This is a genomic window from Micromonospora sp. NPDC048040 (genome assembly GCF_055587185.1).
The window spans coordinates 80,117-105,180 of the sequence record NZ_JBVJGT010000001.1; the positions used below are offsets into that span (position 1 = coordinate 80,117).

At 74.1% G+C, this 25,064-nt stretch carries 23 protein-coding genes; 15 read left to right on the forward strand and 8 right to left on the reverse strand.

Features of this window, described 5'->3' with window-relative positions:
* Positions 1 to 33: 33 nt before the first annotated feature.
* The 5 genes from ACZ6O2_RS00325 (at position 34) to serA (ending at position 8,284) form a co-directional block, all read left to right on the forward strand.
* Positions 34 to 2,478, forward strand: a complete 2,445-nt coding sequence (locus tag ACZ6O2_RS00325; RefSeq protein WP_466021702.1) for a putative bifunctional diguanylate cyclase/phosphodiesterase — start codon at positions 34 to 36, stop codon at positions 2,476 to 2,478.
* A 188-nt stretch (positions 2,479 to 2,666) separates the two neighbouring features.
* Positions 2,667 to 4,553 (forward strand): acetolactate synthase large subunit, encoded by a 1,887-nt coding sequence (locus tag ACZ6O2_RS00330; RefSeq protein ID WP_466021522.1) that lies wholly within the window; start codon positions 2,667 to 2,669, stop codon positions 4,551 to 4,553.
* Between the two features lie 73 nt (positions 4,554 to 4,626).
* Complete coding sequence (gene ilvN / locus ACZ6O2_RS00335) at positions 4,627 to 5,142, forward strand: acetolactate synthase small subunit (protein WP_089001623.1); 516 nt, start codon at positions 4,627 to 4,629, stop codon at positions 5,140 to 5,142.
* Positions 5,143 to 5,266: 124 nt separating this feature from the next.
* Positions 5,267 to 6,280, forward strand: coding sequence for a ketol-acid reductoisomerase (gene ilvC / locus ACZ6O2_RS00340; RefSeq protein WP_466021523.1), 1,014 nt, complete (start codon positions 5,267 to 5,269; stop codon positions 6,278 to 6,280).
* Positions 6,281 to 6,685: 405 nt separating this feature from the next.
* On the forward strand, positions 6,686 to 8,284 hold the full coding sequence (gene serA, locus ACZ6O2_RS00345) for a phosphoglycerate dehydrogenase (protein ID WP_350704744.1): 1,599 nt from the start codon (positions 6,686 to 6,688) through the stop codon (positions 8,282 to 8,284).
* A gap of 60 nt (positions 8,285 to 8,344) precedes the next feature.
* Here the strand turns inward: serA and ACZ6O2_RS00350 are convergent, their stop codons facing one another.
* Both ACZ6O2_RS00350 and ACZ6O2_RS00355 read right to left on the reverse strand, forming a co-directional pair.
* Positions 8,345 to 8,701: a hypothetical protein gene (locus ACZ6O2_RS00350; RefSeq protein WP_350704745.1), complete on the reverse strand. Its 357-nt coding sequence runs from the start codon at positions 8,699 to 8,701 to the stop codon at positions 8,345 to 8,347.
* Between the two features lie 383 nt (positions 8,702 to 9,084).
* On the reverse strand, positions 9,085 to 9,930 hold the full coding sequence (locus ACZ6O2_RS00355) for an FAD:protein FMN transferase (RefSeq protein WP_350704747.1): 846 nt from the start codon (positions 9,928 to 9,930) through the stop codon (positions 9,085 to 9,087).
* 221 nt (positions 9,931 to 10,151) lie between these two features.
* On the opposite strand from ACZ6O2_RS00355, the gene ACZ6O2_RS00360 reads away from it, so the two are divergent.
* Both ACZ6O2_RS00360 and ACZ6O2_RS00365 read left to right on the forward strand, forming a co-directional pair.
* Positions 10,152 to 11,183: a 3-isopropylmalate dehydrogenase gene (locus tag ACZ6O2_RS00360; RefSeq protein WP_350704749.1), complete on the forward strand. Its 1,032-nt coding sequence runs from the start codon at positions 10,152 to 10,154 to the stop codon at positions 11,181 to 11,183.
* A 205-nt stretch (positions 11,184 to 11,388) separates the two neighbouring features.
* Positions 11,389 to 12,486, forward strand: coding sequence for a branched-chain amino acid aminotransferase (locus ACZ6O2_RS00365; RefSeq protein ID WP_466021524.1), 1,098 nt, complete (start codon positions 11,389 to 11,391; stop codon positions 12,484 to 12,486).
* A 72-nt stretch (positions 12,487 to 12,558) separates the two neighbouring features.
* Here ACZ6O2_RS00365 and ACZ6O2_RS00370 read toward each other — a convergent pair whose 3' ends face one another.
* The 4 genes from ACZ6O2_RS00370 to ACZ6O2_RS00385 all read right to left on the reverse strand — a co-directional run bounded on the left by ACZ6O2_RS00370 (position 12,559) and on the right by ACZ6O2_RS00385 (position 15,078).
* Positions 12,559 to 13,296, reverse strand: coding sequence for a tyrosine-protein phosphatase (locus ACZ6O2_RS00370; RefSeq protein ID WP_466021525.1), 738 nt, complete (start codon positions 13,294 to 13,296; stop codon positions 12,559 to 12,561).
* A 54-nt stretch (positions 13,297 to 13,350) separates the two neighbouring features.
* Positions 13,351 to 13,809 (reverse strand): PRC-barrel domain-containing protein, encoded by a 459-nt coding sequence (locus ACZ6O2_RS00375; protein ID WP_350704752.1) that lies wholly within the window; start codon positions 13,807 to 13,809, stop codon positions 13,351 to 13,353.
* Positions 13,810 to 13,984: 175 nt separating this feature from the next.
* On the reverse strand, positions 13,985 to 14,515 hold the full coding sequence (gene ahpD / locus ACZ6O2_RS00380) for an alkylhydroperoxidase, AhpD family (protein ID WP_350704754.1): 531 nt from the start codon (positions 14,513 to 14,515) through the stop codon (positions 13,985 to 13,987).
* A 2-nt stretch (positions 14,516 to 14,517) separates the two neighbouring features.
* On the reverse strand, positions 14,518 to 15,078 hold the full coding sequence (locus ACZ6O2_RS00385; RefSeq protein ID WP_350704756.1) for a peroxiredoxin: 561 nt from the start codon (positions 15,076 to 15,078) through the stop codon (positions 14,518 to 14,520).
* Between the two features lie 340 nt (positions 15,079 to 15,418).
* Between ACZ6O2_RS00385 and cimA the strand changes: the two genes are divergently transcribed.
* On the forward strand, positions 15,419 to 16,999 hold the full coding sequence (gene cimA / locus ACZ6O2_RS00390) for a citramalate synthase (RefSeq protein ID WP_350704757.1): 1,581 nt from the start codon (positions 15,419 to 15,421) through the stop codon (positions 16,997 to 16,999).
* A 105-nt stretch (positions 17,000 to 17,104) separates the two neighbouring features.
* Here cimA and ACZ6O2_RS00395 read toward each other — a convergent pair whose 3' ends face one another.
* Positions 17,105 to 18,100: an endonuclease/exonuclease/phosphatase family protein gene (locus ACZ6O2_RS00395; RefSeq protein ID WP_466021526.1), complete on the reverse strand. Its 996-nt coding sequence runs from the start codon at positions 18,098 to 18,100 to the stop codon at positions 17,105 to 17,107.
* Between the two features lie 412 nt (positions 18,101 to 18,512).
* Here ACZ6O2_RS00395 and ACZ6O2_RS00400 point away from each other — a divergent pair, with 412 nt between their 5' ends.
* From ACZ6O2_RS00400 to arfB, 7 genes are all read left to right on the forward strand, one after another.
* Complete coding sequence (locus tag ACZ6O2_RS00400; RefSeq protein ID WP_350704760.1) at positions 18,513 to 19,040, forward strand: hypothetical protein; 528 nt, start codon at positions 18,513 to 18,515, stop codon at positions 19,038 to 19,040.
* Between the two features lie 219 nt (positions 19,041 to 19,259).
* Positions 19,260 to 20,309, forward strand: a complete 1,050-nt coding sequence (locus ACZ6O2_RS00405) for an AAA family ATPase (RefSeq protein WP_350704762.1) — start codon at positions 19,260 to 19,262, stop codon at positions 20,307 to 20,309.
* A gap of 29 nt (positions 20,310 to 20,338) precedes the next feature.
* The gene (locus ACZ6O2_RS00410; RefSeq protein WP_350705117.1) at positions 20,339 to 21,325 is read left to right on the forward strand and encodes a DUF58 domain-containing protein; all 987 of its coding nucleotides are present in this window, start codon (positions 20,339 to 20,341) and stop codon (positions 21,323 to 21,325) included.
* Complete coding sequence (locus ACZ6O2_RS00415) at positions 21,322 to 22,281, forward strand: VWA domain-containing protein (RefSeq protein WP_466021527.1); 960 nt, start codon at positions 21,322 to 21,324, stop codon at positions 22,279 to 22,281. Before ACZ6O2_RS00410 ends, ACZ6O2_RS00415 begins: the two co-directional genes overlap by 4 nt.
* Before the next feature lie 43 nt (positions 22,282 to 22,324).
* Positions 22,325 to 23,188 carry a S1C family serine protease gene (locus ACZ6O2_RS00420; RefSeq protein ID WP_350704766.1) on the forward strand — a complete coding sequence of 288 codons (864 nt, stop codon included), beginning with the start codon at positions 22,325 to 22,327 and terminating at the stop codon, positions 23,186 to 23,188.
* Between the two features lie 110 nt (positions 23,189 to 23,298).
* The gene (locus tag ACZ6O2_RS00425) at positions 23,299 to 23,601 is read left to right on the forward strand and encodes a hypothetical protein (RefSeq protein WP_350704768.1); all 303 of its coding nucleotides are present in this window, start codon (positions 23,299 to 23,301) and stop codon (positions 23,599 to 23,601) included.
* Between the two features lie 9 nt (positions 23,602 to 23,610).
* Positions 23,611 to 24,036: an alternative ribosome rescue aminoacyl-tRNA hydrolase ArfB gene (gene arfB / locus ACZ6O2_RS00430; protein WP_350704770.1), complete on the forward strand. Its 426-nt coding sequence runs from the start codon at positions 23,611 to 23,613 to the stop codon at positions 24,034 to 24,036.
* 143 nt (positions 24,037 to 24,179) lie between these two features.
* On the opposite strand, the gene ACZ6O2_RS00435 is transcribed toward arfB, so the two are convergent.
* Complete coding sequence (locus ACZ6O2_RS00435; RefSeq protein ID WP_350704772.1) at positions 24,180 to 25,049, reverse strand: 3-methyladenine DNA glycosylase; 870 nt, start codon at positions 25,047 to 25,049, stop codon at positions 24,180 to 24,182.
* Positions 25,050 to 25,064 lie beyond the last annotated feature (15 nt).

Consider the following 25,064-nt stretch of genomic DNA (forward strand, 5'->3'; position numbering starts at 1 on the left):
GGCACAGTTGGGGACGTGCATCTCCCCCCGGGCATGGTCGCGGCAGCGGTGCTGTGCGGGCTGGTCGCGGCGGCGGCCAGCGCGCTGTCGGCCGCCGACGCCCGGCGGCGGTCCGGGCCGCACCGGCAGGCGCACGCGCTGCTCGCCACGGCGTCCGCGGTCGCGCTGGCCGGCCTGCTGGTCGGGCTCGCCGTGGCGTTCGCCGCCGCCGGGCACGGGGCGCACGGGCCGGGCCCGCGTACGGGCTGGGCCAGCGTCGTCGCGGTCGGCACGGCGGTCAGCGGGCTGCTCTTCGCCGCGGGGCTGCTCCGGCTGCCCGGCGTGGCCGCGTCGGGGGCGGCCACGGTGCGCCTGGCGCTCGACGGCGTGGTGATGGCGGCCGCGTTCTGGTTCGTCGGCTGGGTGCTGTTCTCCGAGCCCACCCGGCTGCTCGGCGACGTCACCCCGCTGGCCTGCCCGCCGATCCTGCTGGCCACGGTCAGCGCGGCCCTGACCGCCGGGACCGCCCTCGTCGTGGCGTTCCGCGCCCCGCCCCCGCGCCGGTTCCTCGCCGGTCTCGGCGCCGGGGCCACCATGGTGACCTGCGGCGGGCTCGGCGTCGCCACCGGCCTCTGCCAGGCCGGGCCGGAAGTGGCGCTGGCCGGCGCGGGGGCGCTCGCCGCCGGCCTGGGCGCCGCCGCGCTGGCCGCCCGGCGGGTGGACGCGGCCGGCCAGGCCGACCTCGACCTGATCCGCCGCGACGGCGACCACGCGTTCGTCCCGATGTTCGCGATGGCCGCCTCGGCGATGTACCACCTCCTCCAGGACGGCCGGTTCGACGCGCTCGGCATCGTCGCCGGCAGCGTCGAGGGCTTCGCCCTGGTGGCCCGGCAGTACCTGACGCTGCACGACGTGCGCGGCTATGCCCGGCGGCTCGTGGAGCGCGAGGCGCACTTCCGTGAGTTGGCGCACACCGATCCGCTGACCGGCCTGGCCAACCGGCGGGGGCTGCTGCGGGCGCTGCACCGCTGCGCCGAGGCCGGCACGCCCTGCGTGCTGCTCGGCCTCGACCTCGACGGCTTCAAGAACGTCAACGACATGCGTGGCCACGACGTCGGCGACGCGGTGCTGGCCGAGGTGGGCCGGCGGCTGCGCGGCAACCTGCGCCCGGGCGACGTGGCGGCCCGGCTCGGCGGCGACGAGTTCGCGGTGCTGATGCACGGCTGCCCGGCCGACGCGGACCGGGTCGCCGAGCGCCTGCTCGGCGTGCTCGGCCGCGCCTACGACCAGCCCGAGGGGCCGGTCTTCCTCTCGGTGAGCATCGGGTTGGCGGGCTGGGCCGGGGAGCCCGACGTGGAGCTGCTGCAGCGCCACGCCGACCTGGCGCTGCGCTACGCCAAGCAGCGCGGCAAGAACCGGATCGAGCGCTACGACGCCGAGTACGACCAGTTGCTGCGCCGGCGCACCACGCTCGAACACGAGCTGCGCGGCGCGATCGAGCGCGACGAGCTGCGGCTGGTGTTCCAGCCGGTGGCCTCGCTGCCCTCGGTGCGCCCGGTCGGCGCGGAGGCGCTGCTGCGCTGGCACCACCCGGCGCTGGGCAACGTCCGCCCCGACGAGTTCATCCCGCTGGCCGAGGAGTGCGGGATGATCGCCAAGCTGGGCGCCTGGGTGCTGCACCAGGCCTGCTACCAGCTCTCCCGCTGGCTGGCCGACGGCCACGACGTCTGGGTCTCCGTCAACGTCTCGCCGCGCGAGCTGCACGCCCCGGAGTACGTGGTCCAGGTCGCCGAGGCGCTGCGCGCTCACCACGTGCCGCCGCAGCGGCTGGTGCTGGAGGTCACCGAGCACGCCGTCGCGACCGACCTGGACGAGCTGATCCGGCGGCTGACCGCGCTGCGGCTGACCGGCGTCCGGATCGCGCTGGACGACTTCGGTGCCGGCTATTCCTCGCTGGGGCAGCTACGGCGCCTGCCGATCGACATCCTCAAGATCGACCACAGCCTGGTCGCCGAGCACGAGCCGGTGCGGCCGGTGGGCCGGGACGGCCCGGCCTTCGCGCCGATGGTCGACATCGTCATGCGGCTCGGTCACCAGCTCGGCCTGGAGGTCATCGCCGAGGGGGTGACCACCCGCACCGAGCTGGCCGCCGTGGTCGCCGCCGGCTGCCGCTTCGGCCAGGGCGCGCTGTCCGGCTGGGGCGTACCGGCCGAGCACCTGGGGGCGATGCTGAAGGCGGCCACGTCCCCTGGCGCCCGGCCGGCCCCCGCCCCGGCCCCGCCCGTGTCGCCGCCCCGGCGGCTGCCGACGGCCCCCACCTCCGGCTCGCCGGTCCCGCCGCCGCGGCGGCTGCCGACGGTGCCCGCCCCGCGCCTGCCCGAGCCCGAGTCCGGGCAGGTGGAGCGGGGTGCGCAGGCCCCTCGGACGGGTGAATCTCCGCCCTCCGTTAACCAACATGTGGGATCAGTTGACTCATCGCGTGAGATGCGTCAGGCTTGACCGCATGTCGTCGTACCGGTCGCTGCGAGTACTTACCTGAGCGCACTCTCCCTGTCGAGAGTGCGCCGGCCCCGTGCAACCTGCACGAGGGCTTTTTTGTTGCCGTCGAACCCATCGACGGGGGCCCCGTGCCCCGCGTCACACCGCTCGAACAGCCGCACCCACTCCAGCCGAGGGGCTGAACCGCAATGACGAGACCCACGCCAGAGACACTCGCCCACTCCGCCCGGCGCGCCCGCCCGGCCGCCGAGCCGGCGACCGACGCCGACCACGCCGGCGCCACCCGCGCCGCGGCCACCCCGGCCGTCCCGGGGGTACGCACACCCGCCACGGCCCAGGTCTCCGGAGCCGGCTCGCTCGTGCGGTCCCTCGAGGCGCTCGGCGTCGACGTCGTCTTCGGTATTCCGGGCGGCGCGATCCTGCCGGCGTACGACCCGCTCTACGACTCCACGGTCCGGCACATCCTGGTCCGTCACGAGCAGGGCGCCGGGCACGCGGCGACCGGCTACGCCCAGGCGACCGGCCGGGTCGGCGTGTGCATGGCCACCTCCGGCCCCGGCGCGACGAACCTGGTCACCCCGATCGCCGACGCGTACATGGACTCGGTGCCGATGGTGGCGATCACCGGCCAGGTCGCGCGGCCGGCGATCGGCACGGACGCCTTCCAGGAGGCGGACATCCAGGGCATCACGCTGCCGATCACCAAGCACAACTTCCTCGTGCAGAACGCCGAGGAGATCCCGCGGGTGCTGGCCGAGGCGTTCCACCTGGCCGCCACCGGCCGGCCCGGGCCGGTCCTGGTCGACATCCCCAAGGACGTCCTCCAGGCGCCCACCACCTTCACCTGGCCGCCGACGCTGGACCTGCCGGGCTACCGGCCGACCCTGCACCCGCACGGCAAGCAGATCCGCGAGGCGGCCCGCCTGATGACCTCCGCCCGCCGCCCGGTGCTCTACGTCGGCGGCGGCGTGCTCAAGGCCGGCGCCACCGAGGGGCTGCGCCGGCTGGCCGAGCTGACCGGGATCCCGGTGGTCACCACGCTGATGGCGCTGGGCGCGTTCCCCGACTCGCACCCGCAGCACCTGGGCATGCCCGGCATGCACGGCACGGTCGCCGCCGTCTACGGGTTGCAGAAGGCCGACCTGATCGTGGCCCTGGGCGCGCGCTTCGACGACCGGGTCACCGGCAAGCTGGACTCGTTCGCCCCGGACGCGACGGTGGTGCACGCCGACATCGACCCGGCCGAGATCGGGAAGAACCGGCACGCCGACGTCCCGATCGTCGGGGACGCCCGGCACGTCATCGACGAGCTGATCGCGGCGGTGACCACCGAGCAGTCGGCCGGCCACCGCGCCGACACCGCCAACTGGTGGACCCAGCTCGACGACCTGCGCCGGCGCTACCCGCTGGGCTACGAGGAGCCGGCCGACGGCACCCTCTCCCCGCAGTACGTGATCAAGCGGCTCGGCGAGATCGCCGGCCCGGACGCGATCTACGTCGCCGGGGTCGGGCAGCACCAGATGTGGGCCTCCCAGTTCATCTCGTACGAGAAGCCGTACACCTGGTTGAACTCCGGCGGCCTCGGCACGATGGGCTACGCGGTGCCGGCGGCGATGGGCGCCAAGGTCGGCAAGCCGGACACGGTGGTCTGGGCGGTCGACGGCGACGGCTGCTTCCAGATGACCAACCAGGAGTTGGCCACCTGCGCGCTGGAGGGCATCCCGGTCAAGATCGCCCTGATCAACAACGGCAACCTCGGCATGGTGCGGCAGTGGCAGACCCTCTTCTACGGGGAGCGCTACTCCAACACCGACCTCGGCACCCACAAGCACCGCATCCCCGACTTCGTGAAGCTCGCCGAGGCGCTCGGCTGCGTCGGCCTGCGCTGCGAGAACGCGGAGGACGTCGACAAGACCATCGAGGCCGCGATGGCCATCAACGACGCCCCGGTGGTCATCGACTTCGTGGTCGGCAAGGACGCCATGGTGTGGCCGATGGTCGCCGCCGGCACCAGCAACGACGAGATCATGTTCGCCCGGGGCGTCCGCCCCGCCTTCGACGAGGACGAACTCTGACCATGAGCGAGCGAATCATTCGGTTCCGCCCCCACCCGCGTCAGGACGCGACCGTGCGCAGCGAGGTCGTGGCATGACGATGCACACCCTGTCCGTGCTGGTGGAGAACAAGCCGGGCGTCCTGGCCCGCGTCTCCGGCCTGTTCTCCCGGCGCGGCTTCAACATCGACAGCCTCGCCGTCGGCGAGACCGAGAACCCGGACGTCTCCCGGATCACCATCGTGGTCAACGCCGAGTCGTCCCCGCTGGAGCAGGTGACGAAACAGCTCAACAAGCTGGTCAACGTGCTCAAGATCGTCGAGCTGGACCCGCAGGTCTCGGTCGCCCGGGAACTGCTCCTGGTCAAGGTGCGCGCCGACCGCGCGGCCCGGGCCCAGGTCCTGGAGACGGTCGGCCTGTTCCGGGCCCGGGTGGTCGACGTGGCACCGGACACGCTGACCATCGAGGCCACCGGCACGCCGGACAAGCTCGACGCGCTGCTGCGCGACCTCGAGCCCTTCGGCATCAAGGAGATGGTCCAGTCGGGGCTGGTGGCGATCGGGCGCGGCTCGCGTTCCATCACCGCCGGGCCCTCGCTCCGGGCCGCCTGACCCCGGCCGCCCACGCGACGCGCCGCCCGACCCGCCCACCTGGCCGGCGCGGCGCGCCGCCGGAAACCGCCATTCGCACAGATCCACGACGGGCCGCCCGGGCCGCCGTACGAAAGGGAAAATCATGAGCGTTGAGGTGTACTACGACGACGACGCCGACCTGGGCCTGATCCAGGGCCGGAAGGTCGCCGTGATCGGCTACGGCAGCCAGGGCCACGCGCACGCGCTGTCGCTGCGCGACTCCGGCGTCGACGTGGTGATCGGTCTGCCGGAGGGCTCCAAGAGCCGCGCCAAGGCGGAGGAGCAGGGCCTGCGGGTGGTCACGCCGGCCGAGGCGGCGGCCGAGGCCGACGTCATCATGATCCTGGCGCCGGACACGGCCCAGCGCCGCCTCTACGCCGACTCGATCGCGCCGAACCTGAAGCCGGGCAAGGCCCTCTTCTTCGGCCACGGCTTCAACATCCGCTACGGCCTGATCAAGCCGCCGGCCGACGTCGACGTGGCGATGGTCGCCCCGAAGGGCCCCGGTCACCTCGTGCGCCGCCAGTACGCCGACGGCAAGGGCGTGCCCTGCCTGGTCGCCGTCGAGCAGGACTCCAGCGGCAACGCGCTCGCCCTAGCCCTGTCGTACGCCAAGGGCATCGGCGGCACCCGGGCCGGCGCGATCAGGACCACCTTCACCGAGGAGACCGAGACCGACCTCTTCGGCGAGCAGGCGGTGCTCTGCGGCGGTGCGGCGGCGCTCGTGCAGACCGGCTTCGAGGTGCTCACCGAGGCGGGCTACGCCCCCGAGGTGGCGTACTTCGAGTGCCTGCACGAGCTGAAGCTCATCGTCGACCTCATGTACGAGGGCGGCATCGCCAAGATGCGCTACAGCATCTCGGACACGGCCGAGTACGGCGACCTCTCCCGCGGGCCGCGCGTCATCGACGCCCGGGTCAAGGAGGAGATGCGCAAGATCCTCAGCGAGGTCCAGTCCGGCGAGTTCGCCCGGGAGTGGGTTGCCGAGGACGAGGCCGGCCGGCCGAACTTCAGCAAGTGGCAGGCCGAGGGCGCGGCGCACCCGATCGAGGAGACCGGCCGCAAGCTGCGCGGCATGATGAGCTGGGTCGACCGCCCGATCACCGAGACCGCCTGACGAACACCCCCGGCGGCCCGGCCCGGGCCCTCTCCCCGGCGCCCGGCCGGGCCGCCTCCTTTCCGCCACCCACCGACACCGCTCGCCGCGCTGACGCCACCCACCGACACCGCTCGCCGCGCCGGCGCCACCCGGCCGATCCGAGCCGGAGCCACCCGCCCCGAACGGACCTCGCCCGCCTCGCCGAGACGGCGCGGGCGCCCCGTCGTGCGCCGTTGACCGGCAGGTCGTCACCTGTTGTGAGGGCACTCACCCCACGGTCCGGGACATGCCGGCCGGCCGGCCCCCTACGATCGCGGGTAGGTGCGTAGCCGGCACCTGACGGCCATGGCACGGATCAGTGCAGGGCGCAGCGCGGCGTCCCGCAGCCCGGCCTACCCGCTCTGACGACAACTACGAGGACCAATGACTCCTGTCGTACTGATCGCCGAAGAACTCGCTCCCGCCGCCATCGAGGTGCTCGCCCACGACTTCGACGTCCGCCACGTCGACGGCACCGACCGTCCGGCCCTGCTCTCGGCGCTCTCCGAGGCCGACGCCGTCATCGTGCGCAGCGCCACCCAGATCGACGCCGAGGCGATCGCCGCCGCGCCGCGGCTGAAGGTCGTCGCCCGGGCGGGTGTGGGCCTGGACAACGTCGAGGTGCCGGCCGCCACCGCGCGGGGCGTCATGGTCGTCAACGCCCCCACCTCCAACATCGTCTCCGCCGCCGAGCAGGCCGTCGCGCTCCTGCTGGCCGTGGCCCGCAACACCGCCAGCGCCAGCGCCGCGCTGAAGGCGGGGGAGTGGAAGCGGTCGAAGTACACCGGCGTGGAGATCCAGGGCAAGACCGTCGGCGTGGTCGGGCTCGGCCGCATCGGCGTGCTCTTCGCGCAGCGGATCGCCGCCTTCGGCACCCGGCTGATCGCGTACGACCCGTACATCCAGCCGGCGCGCGCCGCCCAGCTCGGCGTCCGCTTGGTGGGCCTGGACGAGCTGCTGCGGGAGAGCGACTTCATCTCCATCCACCTGCCGAAGACCCCGGAGACCGTCGGCCTGATCGGTGAGAAGGAGCTGGCCGTCGTCAAGCCCGGCGTCCGGATCGTCAACGCCGCCCGCGGCGGGCTGGTCGACGAGCAGGCCCTGGCCGACGCCATCGCCGAGGGCCGGGTCGCCGGCGCGGGCGTGGACGTCTACGCCAAGGAGCCCTGCACCTCCTCGCCGCTGTTCGCCTTCGACAACGTGGTGGCCACCCCGCACCTGGGCGCCTCCACCGCCGAGGCGCAGGACAAGGCCGGTCTGGCCGTGGCCAAGAGCGTCAAGCTGGCGCTCCAGGGTGAGTTCGTGCCGGACGCGGTGAACGTGCAGGCCGGCGGCGTCGTCGCCGAGGACGTCCGGCCGCTGCTGCCGCTGGCCGAGAAGCTCGGCCGGGCCTTCACCGCCGTCGCGGGCGGGGTCGCCGCCAGCGTCACCGTCGAGGTGCGCGGCGAGATCGCCAACCACGACGTGTCGGTGCTCAAGCTCGCCGCCACCAAGGGGCTGTTCAGCTCGGTGGTCGAGGAGCAGGTGACCTACGTCAACGCCCCGCACCTGGCGGCCGAGCGAGGCGTCGAGGTCAGCCTGGTCACCCAGGCCGAGACGGTCGACCACCCCGACCTGGTCACCGTCCGGGGCGCGCTGCCCGACGGGCGTACGGTCAGCGTCTCCGGCACGGTCACCCAGGCGGGCACGCGGGACGTCCTCAAGCTGACCGAGGTGGACGGTTTCGACGTGGAGATCGGCGCGGAGGGCATCCTCGTCTTCCTCCGCTACGTCGACCGGCCGGGCGTCGTGGGCACCGTCGGCACCCTGCTCGGCGAGGCCGGCATCAACATCGCGGCGATGCAGGTGGCCCGCCGGGAGGCCGGCGGCGAGACGCTGATGACCCTCACGGTGGACCAGGCGCTCGGCGCGGACCTGCTCACCTCCGCGGCGGACTCGATCGGGGCGGTCGCGGCCAGCGCCGCCGACCTGCGCGACGAGTGAGCTGACGCACGACAACGGGGGCCCGGCGATTCCGCCGGGCCCTTCGTCGTCCGCCGGGCGTCAGCCGGGCAGGCGCGCCGGCGGCGGGTAGACCGAGCCGTCCTGGGCGTCGAAGAGCATCAGGTCGTGCTCGCCGGCCAGCCGCTCGATGTCGAGCAGCACCTGGTCCGGACAGGTCGGGTGCAGGTTCAGCTCGACGTGGTCGTTCGCCGCGTGCAGCGGCGCCACCGCCCACGGGGTGTCCCGCCCGGCGGGCCGGTCCGGATAGCTGGTGGTGATCGCCCGGTAGAACGCCACCACCCGCGGATCCGGGTGGCGCTCGACGTGCTGCCCCTGCCGGCAGCGCCGCACCGCGGCCCGCACGTCCTCGGGTGTCGCCCCGTCCGCCAGGGCCCACACGCTCAGATCGAAACTCACGGCGGACAGCGTGCCATCCGCCGTTCACCCCGTCGAAATCACCCCGCCGATGGGCCTTTCCGTGCCGCGACGGTCCGGTGTGGAGACCCTTGCGTCGAGTTACGTCGATTCGCTAGCGTACCGGTGCGGTCACTGGCCGAGCTCGCGGCGTAGGCCCGTCTTCGGGTGGCGAGGTCGACGTCCGGCCGACCGGCCCGCACCCCTCGATTGCGCGAGCCACGCGCATTCGTCGCTGACCGGCCCTCACGGTCGTTGCCGAGACCGTGGGGGCCGATCGCGCCTACCGGGCCTCCGCATCGCCCGCCGCCGGGCGGCTCGGCGCGCCGCGCGGCACCCGGCCGACCGGGCGGCACCCGGCCGACCGCACGGCACCGGCCGGCGGCTCAGCGGCGGTGGGCGAAGAGCGCGCGGTAGTCCGACCCGTTGCGGAACCAGACGAGGCCGGCCGGACCGGCGGCGTAGAGCGCGGTGGCGTAGGCGTCGGCGACGGCGAGGTCGGGGCCGACCACCGTCGCGGCGACCAACTGCTCGGCCGGCTCGCCCGTGTGCGGGTCCACCACGTGCCCCTGCCGGCCGCTCACCCCGGACGTGCCGACCGCGCCCGCCGTCATCTCCAGCACCAGCGGCGCGCGGCGCCGATCCGTCGGGTGGTGCACCGCCACCCGCCACGGGCCGCCGTGCGCCGCGTGCCCGCGTACGACCAGGTCGGCGCCGGTGAGCACGGCGTAGTCGTGGATGCCGGCGGCGCGCAGCCGGGCGGCGGCGCGCTCGACCGCCCACCCGCCGAGCAGGCCGCCCGGGTCGAAGCCGCCGGGCACCGCCCAGGCGTCGAACCAGCCGTCGGTGGCCGCCCGCATCGCCGCGCAGCGGTCGACCAGGTCGGCCAGCGGGGGGTACGACTCGGGGCTGATCTCGCCGCGGCGCAGCCGGGAGACCAGGCTCTCGGGCCGGCTCGGGCCGTAGGTGAGGTCGATGGCCCGCAGTTCCGCCACCGCGTCGCGCAGAGCGTCCCCGACGCCCCGGCGGCCCAGCCACTCGGGCGCGTTGAGCAGCAGCGAGTATTCCGCCGTCGAGGTCCGCACGGTGTGCTGGACGGCGATCCGGTCGTCGGTGGCCGCGCCGGGGCGGTCGACGCGATGGCTACGGGCGCCGAGCCGCAGGTCCGGCCGGCGGGGCTGGAAGGCCGGCTGGTCCACCCAGCGGGTCCGTTGCTGCTGGTCGATCCGCATGACAGTGCTCCCTCGCTGCCGGCGGGCCGCGTCGTCGCGGTGCCGTCGCGGGCCCCCGTGACCCGCTCGTCACCACGCTAGGCAGCGGAGATGACCCCACCATGAATGTCACCTGAGAGCCTCCTGTGCATCTCGGTTTCCCGAATGATGGAACCTTCGTACCGGGAGGCGGGACAGCGGCGTACGGTCGGACCCAACGGCGAGGCGAAGGAGCGCAGGACGTGGCACGGATCGCGGTGGTGGCCGGGGACGGGATCGGACCCGAGGTGGTCGCGCAGGCCCGCAAGGTCATCGACGCCGTGCTCCCGGGGGTGGAGACTACCGAGTACGACCTCGGCGCCGCCCGCTGGCACCGCACCGGCGAGGTGCTGCCCGACTCGGTGCTGGGCGAGCTGGCCGGGCACGACGCCATCCTGCTCGGTGCGGTCGGCGACCCCACCGTGCCGCCGGGCGTGCTGGAGCGGGGCCTGCTGCTCAAGCTGCGGTTCGCCTTCGACCAGTACGTCAACCTGCGGCCGGCGCGGCTCTGGCCCGGCGTGGCCGGGCCGCTGGCCAGCGTCAAGCCCGGCGAGGTCGACCTGGTGGTGGTGCGCGAGGGCACCGAGGGCCTGTACGCGGGCGCCGGTGGCGCGCTGCACCGCGGCACCCCCGCCGAGGTCGCCACCGAGGAGAGCCTGAACACGCGGCACGGGGTGGAGCGGGTGATCCGCGACGCCTTCGCCCGCGCCGCGCGCCGCGAGCGGCGCAAGGTCACCCTGGTGCACAAGACCAACGTGCTCACCCACGCCGGCTCGCTGTGGGCGCGCGCGTTCGAGGCCGTCGCCGCCGAGCACCCCGACGTGACCACGGAGTACCAGCACGTCGACGCCGCCGCGATGTTCCTGGTCACCCAGCCACAGCGCTACGACGTGGTGGTCACCGACAACCTGTTCGGCGACATCCTCACCGACATCGCCGCGGCGGTCACCGGCGGGATCGGGCTGGCGGCCAGCGGCAGCATCAACCCCGAGGGGGCCTACCCCTCGATGTTCGAGCCGGTGCACGGCTCCGCGCCGGACATCGCCGGGCGCGGCGTGGCCGATCCGGTGGCGGCCGTGCTCTCGGCCGCGCTGCTGCTCGACCAGCTCGGGCACGCCGACGCCGCGGCCCGGGTCACCGCCGCGGTCGGCACGGAGCTGGCCGGCCGGGCCCCGGGCGTACCGCTGCGCACCGAGGAGGTCGGCGACCGGCTGGCCGGGTACGCCGCCTCCTGAGGCCGGCGGGCCCGCCCCACCGGGGCGCCTCCCCCCAGGCCCGCCGCCCCTCCGACGTCACGGGCGCCTCGGCGGGTCACCCGTCCGGCGCCGTCGATGCGCCGGGCGTAGCTACCCCCTGAACGACCGTTCGGGGTAAGTTTCTCGCACCATCTTTCTCGGCATGCGGACCCGTGTGCCGTCCGTCCCCAGGGAGGTCAGCGCGATGAGCGGTGGTGACAAGCTCGACTTCGAGATCCGTCCGAATCCCGCGCCGGTATCCGTCGCCGACCGGGCCGCCCTGCTGGCCAACCCCGGGTTCGGCCGGGTCTTCACCGACCACATGGTCACCATCCGCTACGCCGACGGCAAGGGCTGGTACGACGCCCGGGTCGAGGCGCGCGCGCCGATCCCGATGGACCCGGCCGCCGCGGTCCTGCACTACGCGCAGGAGATCTTCGAGGGCCTGAAGGCGTACCGGACGCCCGACGGCGGGGTCACCATGTTCCGGCCGGAGGCCAACGCCGCCCGGTTCGCCGCCTCCGCCCGGCGGATGGCGATGCCGCCGCTGCCCGAGGAGTCGTTCGTCGACTCGCTGCGCCGGCTCGTCGAGATCGACCGGGACTGGATTCCCGAGGGCGAGGACGGCAGCCTCTACCTGCGTCCGTTCATGTTCGCCAGCGAGGTGTTCCTCGGCGTCCGCCCGGCCAACGAATACCTCTACGTGGTGATCGCCTCGCCGGTCGGCGCGTACTTCTCGGGCGGGGTCAAGCCGGTGACGGTCTGGGTCTCCCCGGACTACACCCGGGCCGCCCCCGGGGGCACCGGCGCGGCGAAGTGCGGCGGCAACTACGCCGCCTCGCTGGTGGCCCAGGCCGAGGCGATCGAGCACGGCTGCGACCAGGTGGTCTTCCTCGACGCGGTGGAGCGCCGCTACGTCGACGAGCTGGGCGGCATGAACGTGTTCTTCGTCTACGACGACGGCACCGTGGCCACCCCGCCGCTGACCGGCACGATCCTGCCCGGCATCACCCGGGAGTCGGTGCTCGAGCTGGCCGCCGGCGCGGGGCACCGGATCGAGGAGCGGCCGGTGAGCTTCGCCGACTGGCAGGCCGACGCGGCCAGCGGCCGGCTCCGCGAGGTGTTCGCCTGCGGCACCGCCGCCGTGATCACCCCGATCGGGCAGGTGCGCTTCCCCGACGGCGAGTTCCTGGTCGGCGACGGCGGGCCCGGCCGGGTCACCATGGCCCTGCGCCAGCAGCTCGTCGACCTCCAGCGGGGCATGGCCGACGACCCGCACGGCTGGGTCCGGCGCATCCTCTGACCCGTACGCGCGAGCGTGCCGCCCCCGCGCCGTCCCGGCGCGGGGGCGGCGTCGCCGTCGGCCGCGCCCGCGTCAGTCGAGCAGGTGGTCGCGGAGGGCGGCGAGCTGGGCGTCGGTGACGCCGGCGTGGCGCAGGTAGCCCTCGACCGAGCCGTGGGCCGCCCGCAGCTCGGCGAGGAAGAGCGTCATGGCCTCGGCGGGGCAGGTCAGCACCGGCAGGGTGTGCCCCTCCTGCTGCCCGGTGGCCTCGAACCAGGCGCGGTACCGCTCGCCGGCCTCGGTGCTCAGCGCGTAGTCGGCGGCGATCTCGTCGTCGTCGACGCCGAGCACCGCGAGGGTGAGCCCGCAGACGATGCCGGTGCGGTCCTTGCCGGCGACGCAGTGCACCACCACGGGCGCGTTGGCGCTGTCGGCGATCAGCCCGACGGCCTCGGCGAGCCCGGCCGTGCCGGTCTCCGCGAGGTCGGCGTACCGGTCGGCCAGGTAGCGGGCCAGGTCGGTGCCCGGCTGGTAGGGCCGCTCGCCCCACTCGGCGTGCTGCGGGTGGATGTTGCGCCAGGTCAGGCCGTCGAAGTGGGGGATCCGGCCGTCGCGTTCCACCTCGTAGGGGCGGCGCAGGTCGATGACCGTGCGCACGCCGAGGGCGGCGAACGCCTCCCGGTCGGCGTCGTCGATGCGGTGTGGCGAGTCGGAGCGGTAGAGCCGGCCCCGGCGGACGGTGCGCCCGTCGTGGCCGGAGTGGCCGCCGACGTCGCGGAAGTTGAACATCGTGGCGAACGGGATCCTGCGGTTGACCTCGGTGGCGTCCACGTTGACACGGTAACGGTCTCCCGCGGGTGGCGGGAGACCGTCGTGCGCCGGTGACTACCGGGCGGTGCCGGGCGGGATCGCCGAGTACGTCTCGCCGTAGTAGCCGCCGAGCCGGTCCCGGTAGGTGGGGTCGGTGTCGGCGGTCTCGTCGTACTCCGGGGCGGCCTTGATCTGGTCCTTGCTCCGGTCGACGTGGACCTTGCGCTCGTCGTGGTCGACGTGGTTCACCGTGCCGGCCGGGATCATGACCTTCCGGCCGAAGATCCACGGGCCGGTGTCCACCACCAGGTAGCTGTCGTTGACCTCGTGGCTGGCGTTGTCGATCTTGCCGATGCCGCCGTCGCTGGCCTCGACCTTGTAGCCGACCAGGTCGGCGTCGGCCACCCGCGCCGTGTCCCGGTAGCGCCACGGGTCGAACGTGCCGGCGGGCGCGCCGCCGGCGAACTCGCCCTGGCCGCCGTGGCGCACCGGGTCCGGGCTGCCGTGCGTGCTGTGCGGGTCGAGCCTGTCCATGTGACAACTCCTGCCCCGACTGTCGCCAGTCGTCTCGCCGGATCGAGTCCTCGTCCTGGGAGGAGCTACCCGGGCGGTCGCCGCCGGAAACGGCGGGGGACCGGCGGTGGGCCGGCGCTGGAGACGGCGGTGGGCCGGCGCCGTCGTGCGGCTCCGGCCCACCGGGGCGTACGCGTCAGGCGAGCGCGGCCTGGGCGTCCAGGGTGACCGCGGCGGCGTGCACGACGGCGGCGATGCGCAGCCCCTCGTGCACCTGCTCGCGGCTGAAGCCCGCGCCGCGCAGGGTCTTCTCGTGCGACTCCAGGCACACGCCGCAGCCGGTGATGGCCGAGACGGCCAGGCACCAGAGCTCGAAGTCGGCCTTCTCCACGCCCGGCTTGGCGATGATCTGCATCCGCAGCCGCGCCGGGATCGACTGGTACTGCTCGTCGCCGATCAGGTGCTTGGCCCGGTAGTAGACGTTGTTCATCGCCATGATCGCGGCGGCGCCCTTGGCCGCCTCGATCGCTTCCGGCCCGAGGTGGGTGGCCGCCTCGTCGGCGATCTCCCGCAGCACCACCGGGTTGCGCGCGGCGACGGCGCAGGCCAGGGCGGTGCCCCACGCCTGCTCCGGCTTCAGCGTGCTGGTGCCGATGGTGGAGCCGAGGTTGAGCTTGATGTCCTTGGCATACTCCGGCAGAGCTGCCTTGACCGCGTCCAGACCCACGGTCAGGCCCCGGCGCCGGCGAGCAGCTTGGTGGCGTCCAGGGTCTCGCCGCCCTTGTTCCAGTTGCACGGGCAGAGCTCGTCGGTCTGCAGGGCGTCGAGCACCCGCAGCACCTCGGAGACGTTCCGGCCGACCGAACCGGCGGTCACCATGACGAACTGGATCTCGTTGTTCGGGTCGACGATGAAGGTCGCCCGCTGGGCCACGCCGTCCTCGCCGAGCACGCCGCAGGCGGCGGTCAGCTCGCGCTTGATGTCGCTGAGCATCGGGAACGGCAGCTCGCGCAGGTCCGGGTGGTCCTTGCGCCACGCGTAGTGGACGAACTCGTTGTCGACCGACACGCCGAGGACCTGGGCGTCCCGGTCGGCGAACTCGTCGTTCAGCCGCCCGAACTCGGCGATCTCCGTCGGGCAGACGAAGGTGAAGTCCTTCGGCCAGAAGAAGACGACCCGCCACTTGCCCTCGTGGGACTTGTGGTTGATCGTCTCGAACGCCTTCTCGGCGTCCAGCGACACGCAGGCGGTGAGTTCGTACTCGGGGAAGCGGTCACCGACAGTGAGCACAGGTCCTCCTTGACAGTGGCACGAGGCCGGTAAAACTGGATCGGTTCCAGATACTTCCTCAGTGCTGTTTCCGCCTGGCGGCGGCCGGGTTACTTGTGAAGTGGATCACCAGCTTCCGGTTCCGCCCGTGTACGGGCGCCGGCCGGGGTATCGCGACCCTCCGTCACCGTCCCGTCATGTGGACTATGCCTCCCAAAACCAGCGCTCGGGTGGCAGAGTAGCGATCGTGACCAGCACCTACCTGATTATTCGCACCTAGCGCGCCGGCCTCCCCTCCGCCGAGCGCGCAGACCTCCCGCATCCGCGGGGGGTCTTTTTGTTGCTCTCGAAAGGATCCCTGATGACCTTCCAGGTGTACGACACGACGCTGCGCGACGGTGCCCAGCGCGAGGGGCTCAGCTATTCGGTGGTCGACAAGCTCGCGGTGGCCCGGCTGCTCGACGAACTCGGGGTCGGCTTCATCGAGGGCGGCTGGCCGGGCGCGGTGCCGAAGGACACGGAGTTCTTCCGCCGGGCGCGCAGCGAGCTGGACCTGAGACACGCGCTGCTGGTGGCGTTCGGGGCCACCCGCCGGGCCGGGGTGCAGGTCGCCGACGACCCGCAGGTGCGCGGTCTGCTCGACGCGCAGACCCCGGCGGTCGCCCTGGTCGCCAAGGCCGACCTGCGGCACGTCGAGCGGGCGCTGCGCACCACCGCCGGGGAGAACCTGGCGATGGTCCACGACACCGTGGCACACCTGGTGGCGGAGGGTCGCCGGGTCTTCGTCGACGGCGAGCACTTCTTCGACGGCTACCGGTCCGACCCGGCGTACACGGCCTCCGTGGTGGAGACCGCGCTCGCCGCCGGCGCCGAGCGGTTCGTGCTCTGCGACACCAACGGCGGCATGCTGCCCTCCCAGGTGAGCGCCGCCATCGCCGACCTGACCGCCCGGCTGGGCGTGGGCCCGGAGCTGCTCGGCATCCACTGCCAGAACGACACGGCCTGCGCCGTGGCGAACACGATCGCCGCCGTCGAGGCGGGGGTGCGGCACTTCCAGGGCACCGCGAACGGCTACGGCGAACGCCCCGGCAACGCCGACATCTTCGCCGTGGTCGCCAACCTCCAGCTCAAGCTCGGGCTGCCCGTCCTACCGGACGGCTGCCTGGGGCAGATGGTGCGGGTCTCCCACGCCATCGCCGAGATCGCCAACATCGCCCCCGACACCCACCAGGCCTACGTCGGGGCCGCGGCCTTCGCCCACAAGGCGGGGCTGCACGCGAGCGCGATCAAGGTGGATCCGCTGCTCTACAACCACGTGGACCCACAGGTGGTGGGCAACGACATGCGGATCCTCGTCACCGAGATGGCCGGCCGGGCCAGCGTCGAGCTCAAGAGCCGCGAGCTCGGCCTGGACTTGGCCGGCCATCCGGAGGCGCTGTCCCGGGTGACCGGGCGGGTCAAGGAACTGGAGGCCGACGGCTGGTCGTTCGAGGCCGCCGACGCCTCGTTCGAGCTGCTGGTCCGCGCCGAGCTGGACACCGCGCCGCCGAGGCCGTTCACGCTGGAGTCGTACCGGGTGCTGGTCGAGCACCGGGAGGACGGCGCGGTGGTCTCCGAGGCGACCGTCAAGATCCGCGTACGCGGGGAGCGGGTGATCGCCACCGCGGAGGGGAACGGCCCGGTCAACGCCTTGGACGAGGCGCTGCGGGCCGGGCTGGCCCGGCACTACCCGCAGCTGCGCGACTTCGAGCTGGCCGACTTCAAGGTGCGGATCCTGGAGGGCAGCAGCGGCACCGGAGCGGTGACGCGGGTGCTGCTGGAGACCGCCGACCGCAACGGCCGCGACTGGACCACGGTCGGCGTGCACCCCAACGTCGTCGAGGCGAGCTGGCACGCCCTCGTCGACGCCCTCACCTACGGCCTCGACCGCGCCCGGGTCTGAGGCGGCCCGGTCCCGGCGCCGCCGGCCAGGCGCGGACGCCGGTGGACACCGCGCGGACGCCGGTGGACACCGCGCGGGCACCGGCCACCGCGGCGGGCCGGCGGGTCAGCCGGCCGGCAGGCGTAGCTCGGCCAGGACGGCGCGGTGGTCGCTGCCCGGCACCCGGTGCACGGCCACCGCCCGTACGGCGATCCGGCGGTCGACCAGCACGTGGTCGATGGTCACCGGCGGGATCGGGTCGCCGTCGTAGGGGCCCCAGGTGCCGGTGAGGCCGGCGCCGACCTCGTCGGCGGCGTCGACGTAGCCGGTGGCCAGCAGGGCGCGCAGCGGGGCGTGGTCGAGGGTGGCGTTGAAGTCGCCGGCCAGGATCCGCAGCGGCCCGTCCGGCGTCGCGGGCGGCTGCGCGGCCAGGTCGGTGCGCCAGTGCCCGACCTGGTCCACCGCGTACGGCGCCGCCGGGTGCGCCGACTCGACCCGCACCGGCGGCGCCCCGGGCACCGTCACCGTGCCGTACGCCTGGTCGAAGCCCCAACCGCCGCGATTGCGCCGGACGCCGCCCTCGTCGACCGGGAACCGGGCGTAGAGCCCGGAGCCGACCGTGCCCGGCTGCGGGTCGAGGTGCCGGTGGGGGAGCAGCCGGTCCAGGCCGAGCCGGTCCAGTTCCGCCGCGGCCCCGGGGGTGAACTCCTGCACGGTGAGCACGTCGACGCGGTGCCGCTCGACCAGGTCGACCAGTGCCCGCGCGTCGGCGGCCCCGGCGAGCAGGTTGGCGGTCAGCACCCGCACCGTCGGCCCCGCGGCCGGGGGCTGCCCGGCGGGCAGGGCCCGGGGCGCGACCACGGCCACCAGCGCCGTCGTGACCACCGCCGCGGCCACCGCGGGCCACCGGCGCCGCAGGGCGAGCGCGAGCACCAGCGGCAGCAGGCTCCCGGCGGCCACGTACGGGGTGAAGGCCAGCAGTTGGACCAGCGGCCCATGGTCGAGGCCGGCCAGCCGCAGGGCTGCCCAGGCGGCCCCGGGCGCGACGGCCGCCCAGCAGAGCGCGGTGCCCGATCGTCCCGCCCGGCTGCCCGTCACCCGTTCCGCCGCCCCGGTGGTCATGGCCGCGCCTCGGCGATCATGGGAGCGCCTGCGTGATCATGGCTGGAGAGTAGCCCGGCCCCCCGCGCGCCGCGGCCCCGTCGCCTCCGTCACGCCCATTCGTGAATGCCGGGACATTCGCATTTCACAAATTGTCGACGACCGTCGGCCGATTTGGTGAAGCGTGATCAACTATTGACGTCCGGCTTTTTGCGATGCTACGTTCCAGTGGGTTGAGACGTCGAAACTCTGAGTAGTAATACCTGGTCAAGGCCGGTGGAAATCGTCGAGGCGGCAACATCTATGGTGCGGCCTGAAGTGCGGGCTTCCGGCGGTTGTCGCTCATTTTCCCGGCCCCAGAATGGAAATCTGCCGTCCCGTGACAACGCGGGGACGGCCGAATCCGCACGGTCAACAAAAGGGAGACCCTGTCATGACCACACTCTTCCGACGCAAGGCGGTGGCGGTGGCCTTCGCCGCCCTGGCGCTCACCCTGGCCGGGGGCGGCATCGCCGTCGCCCAGCCGGCGGCGAAGGCGCCCGCCGAGGTCGCCGCGCCGTCCGTCCGCCAGCCAGGCGACGGCGGCCAGCCGGCGGTGACCCCCGCCGAGGCCCGCAGGGCCAGGGCCGCGCTGGCGCAGGGCCCGTCCACGCAGGCGACCGCGCCGGGCACCATCTCCTTCGCCGTCGTCAGCAGCGGCGGCACGCTGCTCCGCGGCTCGCCCGAGGCGGTCTCCGCCACGAAGTACGGCCCCGGGCAGTACCAGGTCCTGTTCACCTACAACGTCACGCTGAAGGGCTTCAAGGCCACCATCGGCACCACCGACCCGTACAACGTGCCGCCGGGCGGGGAGATCTCGGTGGCGCCGCGGCTCCAGACGCCGAACGCGGTCTTCGTCCAGACCCGCAACTCGTCCGGCAGCCCGTCCGACCGGCCCTTCCACCTGACCATCACCAACTGACGCACCCGCTGACGCGCCGGCCCCCACCGCCCGTGGGGGCCGGCGCCACGCGGTGGACCACCGGCGGGCGAGTCGGGTACGCAGGTGCCCCCGCCGGTGTGTGGCCGGCCGCGTCGTCGCTGCCAACCCGGGAGGCTCGTCCCGGTTCGGGCAGGTAAGGACCGCCCCGGCGCTGATAATCCGACGTTTGTCCGAGGGCCGCCACGGGAAGCAAGCACCGTGACGGACATCTCGGACACCCTGGCCAGCGTGCCCAGCCCGGCCGATCCCGACGCGAGTTCCGCCGAGCTGGAACAGACCCTCTTCGAGGTCAAACGCGTGATCGTCGGGCAGGATCGGCTCGTCGAGCGCCTGCTCACCGCCCTCGTCGCCGACGGGCACTGCCTCCTGGAGGGCGTGCCCGGGGTGGCCAAGACCCTCGCCGCGCAGACCCTCGCCACCGTGGTCGGCGGCACCTTCTCCCGGATCCAGTTCACCCCCGACCTCGTCCCGTCGGACATCGTCGGCACCCGGATCTACCGGGCGTCGAAGGAGACCTTCGACATCGAGCTGGGCCCGGTCATGGCCAACCTGGTGCTCGCCGACGAGATCAACCGCGCCCCCGCCAAGGTGCAGTCCGCGCTGCTGGAGGCGATGGCGGAGCGCCAGGTCTCCATCGGCGGGCGCAGCTACGCCGTGCCCGACCCGTTCCTGGTGCTGGCCACCCAGAACCCGATCGAGTCCGAGGGGGTCTACCAACTGCCGGAGGCGCAGCGCGACCGGTTCCTGATGAAGATCGTGGTCGACTACCCGAGCGACGCCGACGAGCTGGCCATCCTCTACCGGATGAGCGCCGACCGGCCCACCGCCCGGCGGGTGCTCGACCCGCAGCGGCTGCGCGACCTCCAGGCCCGCGCCACCCACGTCTTCGTGCACCACGCCCTCGCCGAGTACGTCGTCCGGCTCATCCTCGCCACCCGCGACCCCGGCCGGTTCGGCCTGCCGGAGATCGCCCCGCTGCTCGCGTACGGGGCGAGCCCCCGGGCCACGCTCGGGCTGGTCGCCGCCGCCCGGGCCCAGGCGCTGCTGCGCGGCCGGGAGTACGTGCTGCCCGAGGACATCCGGGAGCTGGCCGTCGACGTGCTGGCCCACCGGCTGGTGCTCTCCTTCGACGCGGTCGCCGACGGGGTGTCCGCCGAGTCGCTGGTGCGCCGGCTGGTCGAGGCGGTGCCGCCGCCCCGCGTCGCCACCGGCCACCCCGAGTTCGCGACCGACCTGGCGGCGGCATGAGGTGGCGCGGGGCCACCGCGCCGGCGTCCGTGCCGGCCGACCCGGGGCTGGCCGACCTCGCCCCGGACCGGCGGCTGCGCCGCCTGGAACTGACCGTCACCCGGCGGCTCGACGGCCTGCTGCACGGCCGGTACCGCGGCCTGCTCCCCGGGCCGGGCAGCGAGCCGGCCGGCAGCCGGGAGTACCGCCCCGGTGAGGACGAGGTGCGCCGGATGGACTGGGCGGTGACCGCCCGGACCACGGTCCCGCACGTCCGCGAGGTCGACGCCGACCGGGAACTGACCACCTGGCTGCTGGTGGACGCCAGCCCCAGCATGGAGTACGGCACCGCCGAGCTGGACAAACGCGAACTGGCGGTGGCGGCCGTGGCGGCGGTCGGCTTCCTCACCGCCGGGGTCGGCAACCGGCTCGGCGCGCAGGTGCTCGGCCCGGCCGGGCTGCGTCGCTTCCCGCCCCGCAGCGGGCGTACCCACCTGCTCGGGCTGCTCCGGGCCCTGCTGACCGCGCCGCGCGCCAGCGCGTACGACGAGCGCCGCCCGCCGCCCGGCGGCCCCGACCTGGCCGACGGGCTGGCCGCCGTACACCGGGTGGCGCTGCGGCGCGGCCTCGTGGTGGTGGTCTCGGACTTCCTCGACGGCCTGCCCGACGACCCCCGGCACGCGCCGGCCTGGGAGGCGCCCCTGCGCCGGCTCGCCGTGCGGCACCAGGTGCTCGCCGTGCAGGTCACCGACCCGCGCGAACTGGAACTGCCGGACGTCGGCCTGATCACCCTGGTCGACCCGGAGACCGGCCGGACGCGGGAGGTGTGGACCGGCGACCCGCGCCTGCGCGAGCGGTACGCGGTCGCCGCCGCCGCCCAGCGCGACCAGGTGGGCCAGGCGCTACGCCGCAGCGGGGCGACCCACCTGCCGCTGCGCACCGACCGCGACTGGAGCGCGGACATCGTGCGCCACGTGCACGCCCAGCGGCGGCTCGTGGCGGCCCCGGCCGGCGCGGCCCGGGGAGGTGCGGCGTGATCTGGCAGTCACCCGTCCGGCTCTGGCTGCTGCTCGGGGTGCTCGCCCTGGCCGTCGGCTACCTGCTGATGCAGCGCCGGCGCAGTCGGTACGCCGTCCGCTTCACCAACCTGCGGCTGCTCGACCGGGTCGCGCCGCAGCGGCCGACCTGGCGGCGGCACCTGCCGGCCGGGCTCTTCCTCGCCATGCTGGCGCTGCTGGTGGTCGGCTTCGCCCGGCCGACGGCGGAGGTGCGGGTCCCCCGTGAGCGGGCGACGGTGATGGTGGCCGTGGACGTCTCGACCTCGATGCTCGCCGGCGACGTGGAACCCGACCGGCTCAGCGCCGCCAAGGAGTCCGCCCGGCGCTTCGTCGACAGCCTGCCCGACGAGTTCAACGTCGGGTTGGTCGCCTTCGCGGGCAGCGCGGCGGTGCTGGTGCCGCCGAGCACCGACCGGGAGGCGCTGCACGAGGGGGTCGAGCGGCTGGTCGAGGGGGCCACCGGGGTGCAGGGCACGGCCATCGGCGAGGCCATCAGCACCTCGCTCGGCGCGGTGAAGGGCTTCGACAGCCAGGCGGCCATGGACCCGCCGCCGGCCCGGATCATCCTGCTCTCCGATGGCGCGAACACCTCCGGCATGGACCCGATGGAGGCGGCGGCCGACGCGGTGACCATGAAGGTGCCGGTGCACACCATCTCGTTCGGCACCCCGGGCGGCACGGTGGACCGGGGCGGCCGGCCGATCCAGGTGCCGGTGGACGGGCAGACCCTGCGCGCGGTCGCCGAGGAGACCGGGGGCGGGTTCCACGAGGCCCACACCAGCGACGAGCTGCGCGCCGTCTACGACGACATCGGCACCTCGGTGGGCTACCGCACCGAACGGCAGGACGTCTCGGCCCGCTTCATCGGCCTGGGACTGGTGTTCGCCATGGGCGCCGCGGCCGGCTCGATGCGCTGGTTCTCCCGGCTCCCCTGACCCGTACGGCCACCGCCGAGAAGAACACGTGAGGAGCGTACGCATGGCAGTGCAGACCGGGTTGGGCGAGCCGCGCGGCCCATGGTTCATCTCGCCGGAGCTGGACCCGGACGGGCGGTCCCGGTGGGACGGGCCCGGGTCGGACCGTGGCCCGGCCGGGTGGCGCCGGCACGGGCGGCTGCTGGCCGGGCTGGCGGTGGTGGCCCTGTCCACCGCCTCCGGCGCGGTGGCCGGCGGCGTGGTGGCCAGCCGGGACGGCGCGCCCGGCCCGGCGGCGGCCTCGGCGGCCCCGGTCCCGGCGGAGCTGGTGACCGCGGCCGAGAAGACCGTGCCGGGGGTCGTCTCGGTGCTCGTGGGGGGCGGCGGCGGGGCCTCGGCGACAGGCTCCGGCTTCGCCGTCGACGACCAGCAGCACATCATCACCAACGACCACATCCTGGCGAAGGGCGGTGGCGGCTCGGTGACGGTGGAGCTGCCGGACGGGCGGCGGTTCGCCGCCGAGGTGGTCGGCCGGGAGCCACGCAGCGACCTCGCGGTGCTCCGGGTGCCCCCGTCGGCCGGCCTGGCGGCGCTGCCGCTGGCCAAGCCGGGGTCGACCCGGGTCGGCGAGCCGGTGCTGGCGGTCGGCTCGCCGCTGGGGCTCGCCGGCACCGTCACCGCCGGCATCGTGAGCGCCCTGGACCGGGAGGTGCGCCTCGGCGACAACCGGCACACCGCGGTGCAGACCGACGCCTCCATCAACCCGGGCAACTCGGGCGGCCCGCTGGTCAACGCGCGCGGCGAGGTGGTGGGGGTGAACACCGCGATCGCCACCATCGACGGCAACGGCTCCATCGGGATCGGCTTCGCCATCCCCATCGAACAGGTGCAGAAGACCGCTGACACGATCATCGGAAAGGGCGGCTGAGCTGCCCTCATGCCCGCCCGTACCGGGGTGGGAACGTGAGAACTGTCGGATACCCGGCGCGGAATGATCGGACAATGGAAATATTACGCTGAGTGTGGATACTGGCGTGGGTGGAGCGTCCTGTCATCGTGGCCCTCCTGCTGGTGGGCCTGATCATCGGAACCGGTGTCGGGTCGGCGTACGCCCGGGCGCGACGCGGGTGGGCCGACTACCAGACCGTCAAGAAGACCGTGCCCGGTGCCCGGCGCACCGCGTGGCTGCTGATCAAGGTCGCCACCACGAAGATCGGGGTGATCGCCCTGCTGCTCGTCGGGGCGGTCGCGTACGCCGCCGTCGACTCCGACGCCGAGCCCGCGCCACCCGGCCCGACCACGAGCCCGTCCGCCACCCCGAGCACCTCGCCGGGGCGTTAGCCTCGGGGTGTGGACGACGGACTGCGGGTGACCGACCGGTGGGTCGTCCCCGCCGCTGAGCTGCGGGAGCGCTTTTCCCGCTCGTCCGGCCCCGGCGGCCAGGGCGTCAACACCACCGACTCCCGCGTCGAGCTGAGCTACGACCTGGGCACCTCGCCCGGGGTGCCTGAATCGCTGCGGGCGCGGGCGCTCGACCGGCTCGCCGGGCGGCTCGTCGACGGCGTGCTGACCGTCACCGCCAGTGAACACCGGGCGCAGTTGGCCAACCGGGAGGCGGCCCGGGAACGGCTCGCCGCGCTGCTGCGCGAGGCGGCGGCCCCGCCGCCCCCGCCCCGCCGGCCGACCCGGCCCTCGCGCGGGGCCAAGGAACGCCGGCTGGCCGAGAAGAAGCGCCAGTCGCAGCGCAAGCGCGACCGCCGCGTCGACGGCGACTGACGGACGACCGCGGCGACCGACGGGCAGGGCGGCCGACGGGCAGGGCGGCCGACGGGCAGGGCGGCCGACGGGCAGGGCGGCCGACGGGCAGGGCGGCCGACGGGCAGGGCGGCCGACGGGCCGGAGGGCCGCTACCGGCGGATCTACGCCGGCAGGGCGTCGAGCAGCCGGGCTCGCAGCACGGCGGCCCGGTCGGCGAACCCCCGCTGCGCGGCGGCGTACTCGGCCCGCCCCTCCGGGGTCTCCACCCGCACCGGCGGGTAGCCCAGGTCGGACAGGTCGTACGGGGACGCCCGCATGTCCAGGGTGCGGATCTCCCTGGCCAGCTCGAAGCAGTCCGCGACGAGTTCGGCGGGCACGAGTGGCGACAGCTTGTACGCCCACTTGTAGAGGTCCATGTTGGCGTGCAAACAGCCCGGCTGCTCGTGGGCGTGCTGCGTCTCCCGCGTCGGGGTGAGCAGGTTCAACGGCCGGGCCGGCGTGGTGAAGAACCGGTACGCGTCGAAGTGGCTGCACCGCACCCCGCGCTCCTCCACCACGGCCGCGGTCCGCTCCGGGCTCAGCCGCAGCGGCCAGGCGTTGTGGCGTACCTCCGCCTGGGTCTGCCGGTAGACCATGGCCCACTCGTGCATCCCGAAACAGCCGAGGTGCGCCGGCCGGCCGGCGGTCGCCACCAGCAGCGCCCGGATCCACTCGACCGACTCGGCGCGCCGCGCGCGTACCCCCTCGGTGTCGAGGGTGACCCCGGCGGCGGTGGCGCGGTAGTCCCGGCCGAACTCGGCCGGGTCCGCGTCGCGCAGCGCCACCCCGGCCCCCGGGTGCCACCGGCGCAGCTGGGCCGGGCGGTGCGAGTAGTAGGTGAAGAGGAAGTCCTCCACCGGGTGCTTCCCGCCCCGGCGGCGGCGCGCCAGGTGCGGGGTGAGCCAGGCGTCGACCCGTTCCTCGTGCGCCCGGCGCCGGGCCCGCCAGCACGCCGCGTCGAGCACGGCGGTCGGGGCGAGGGCGGCGGTCACGGACCCAGGGTACGA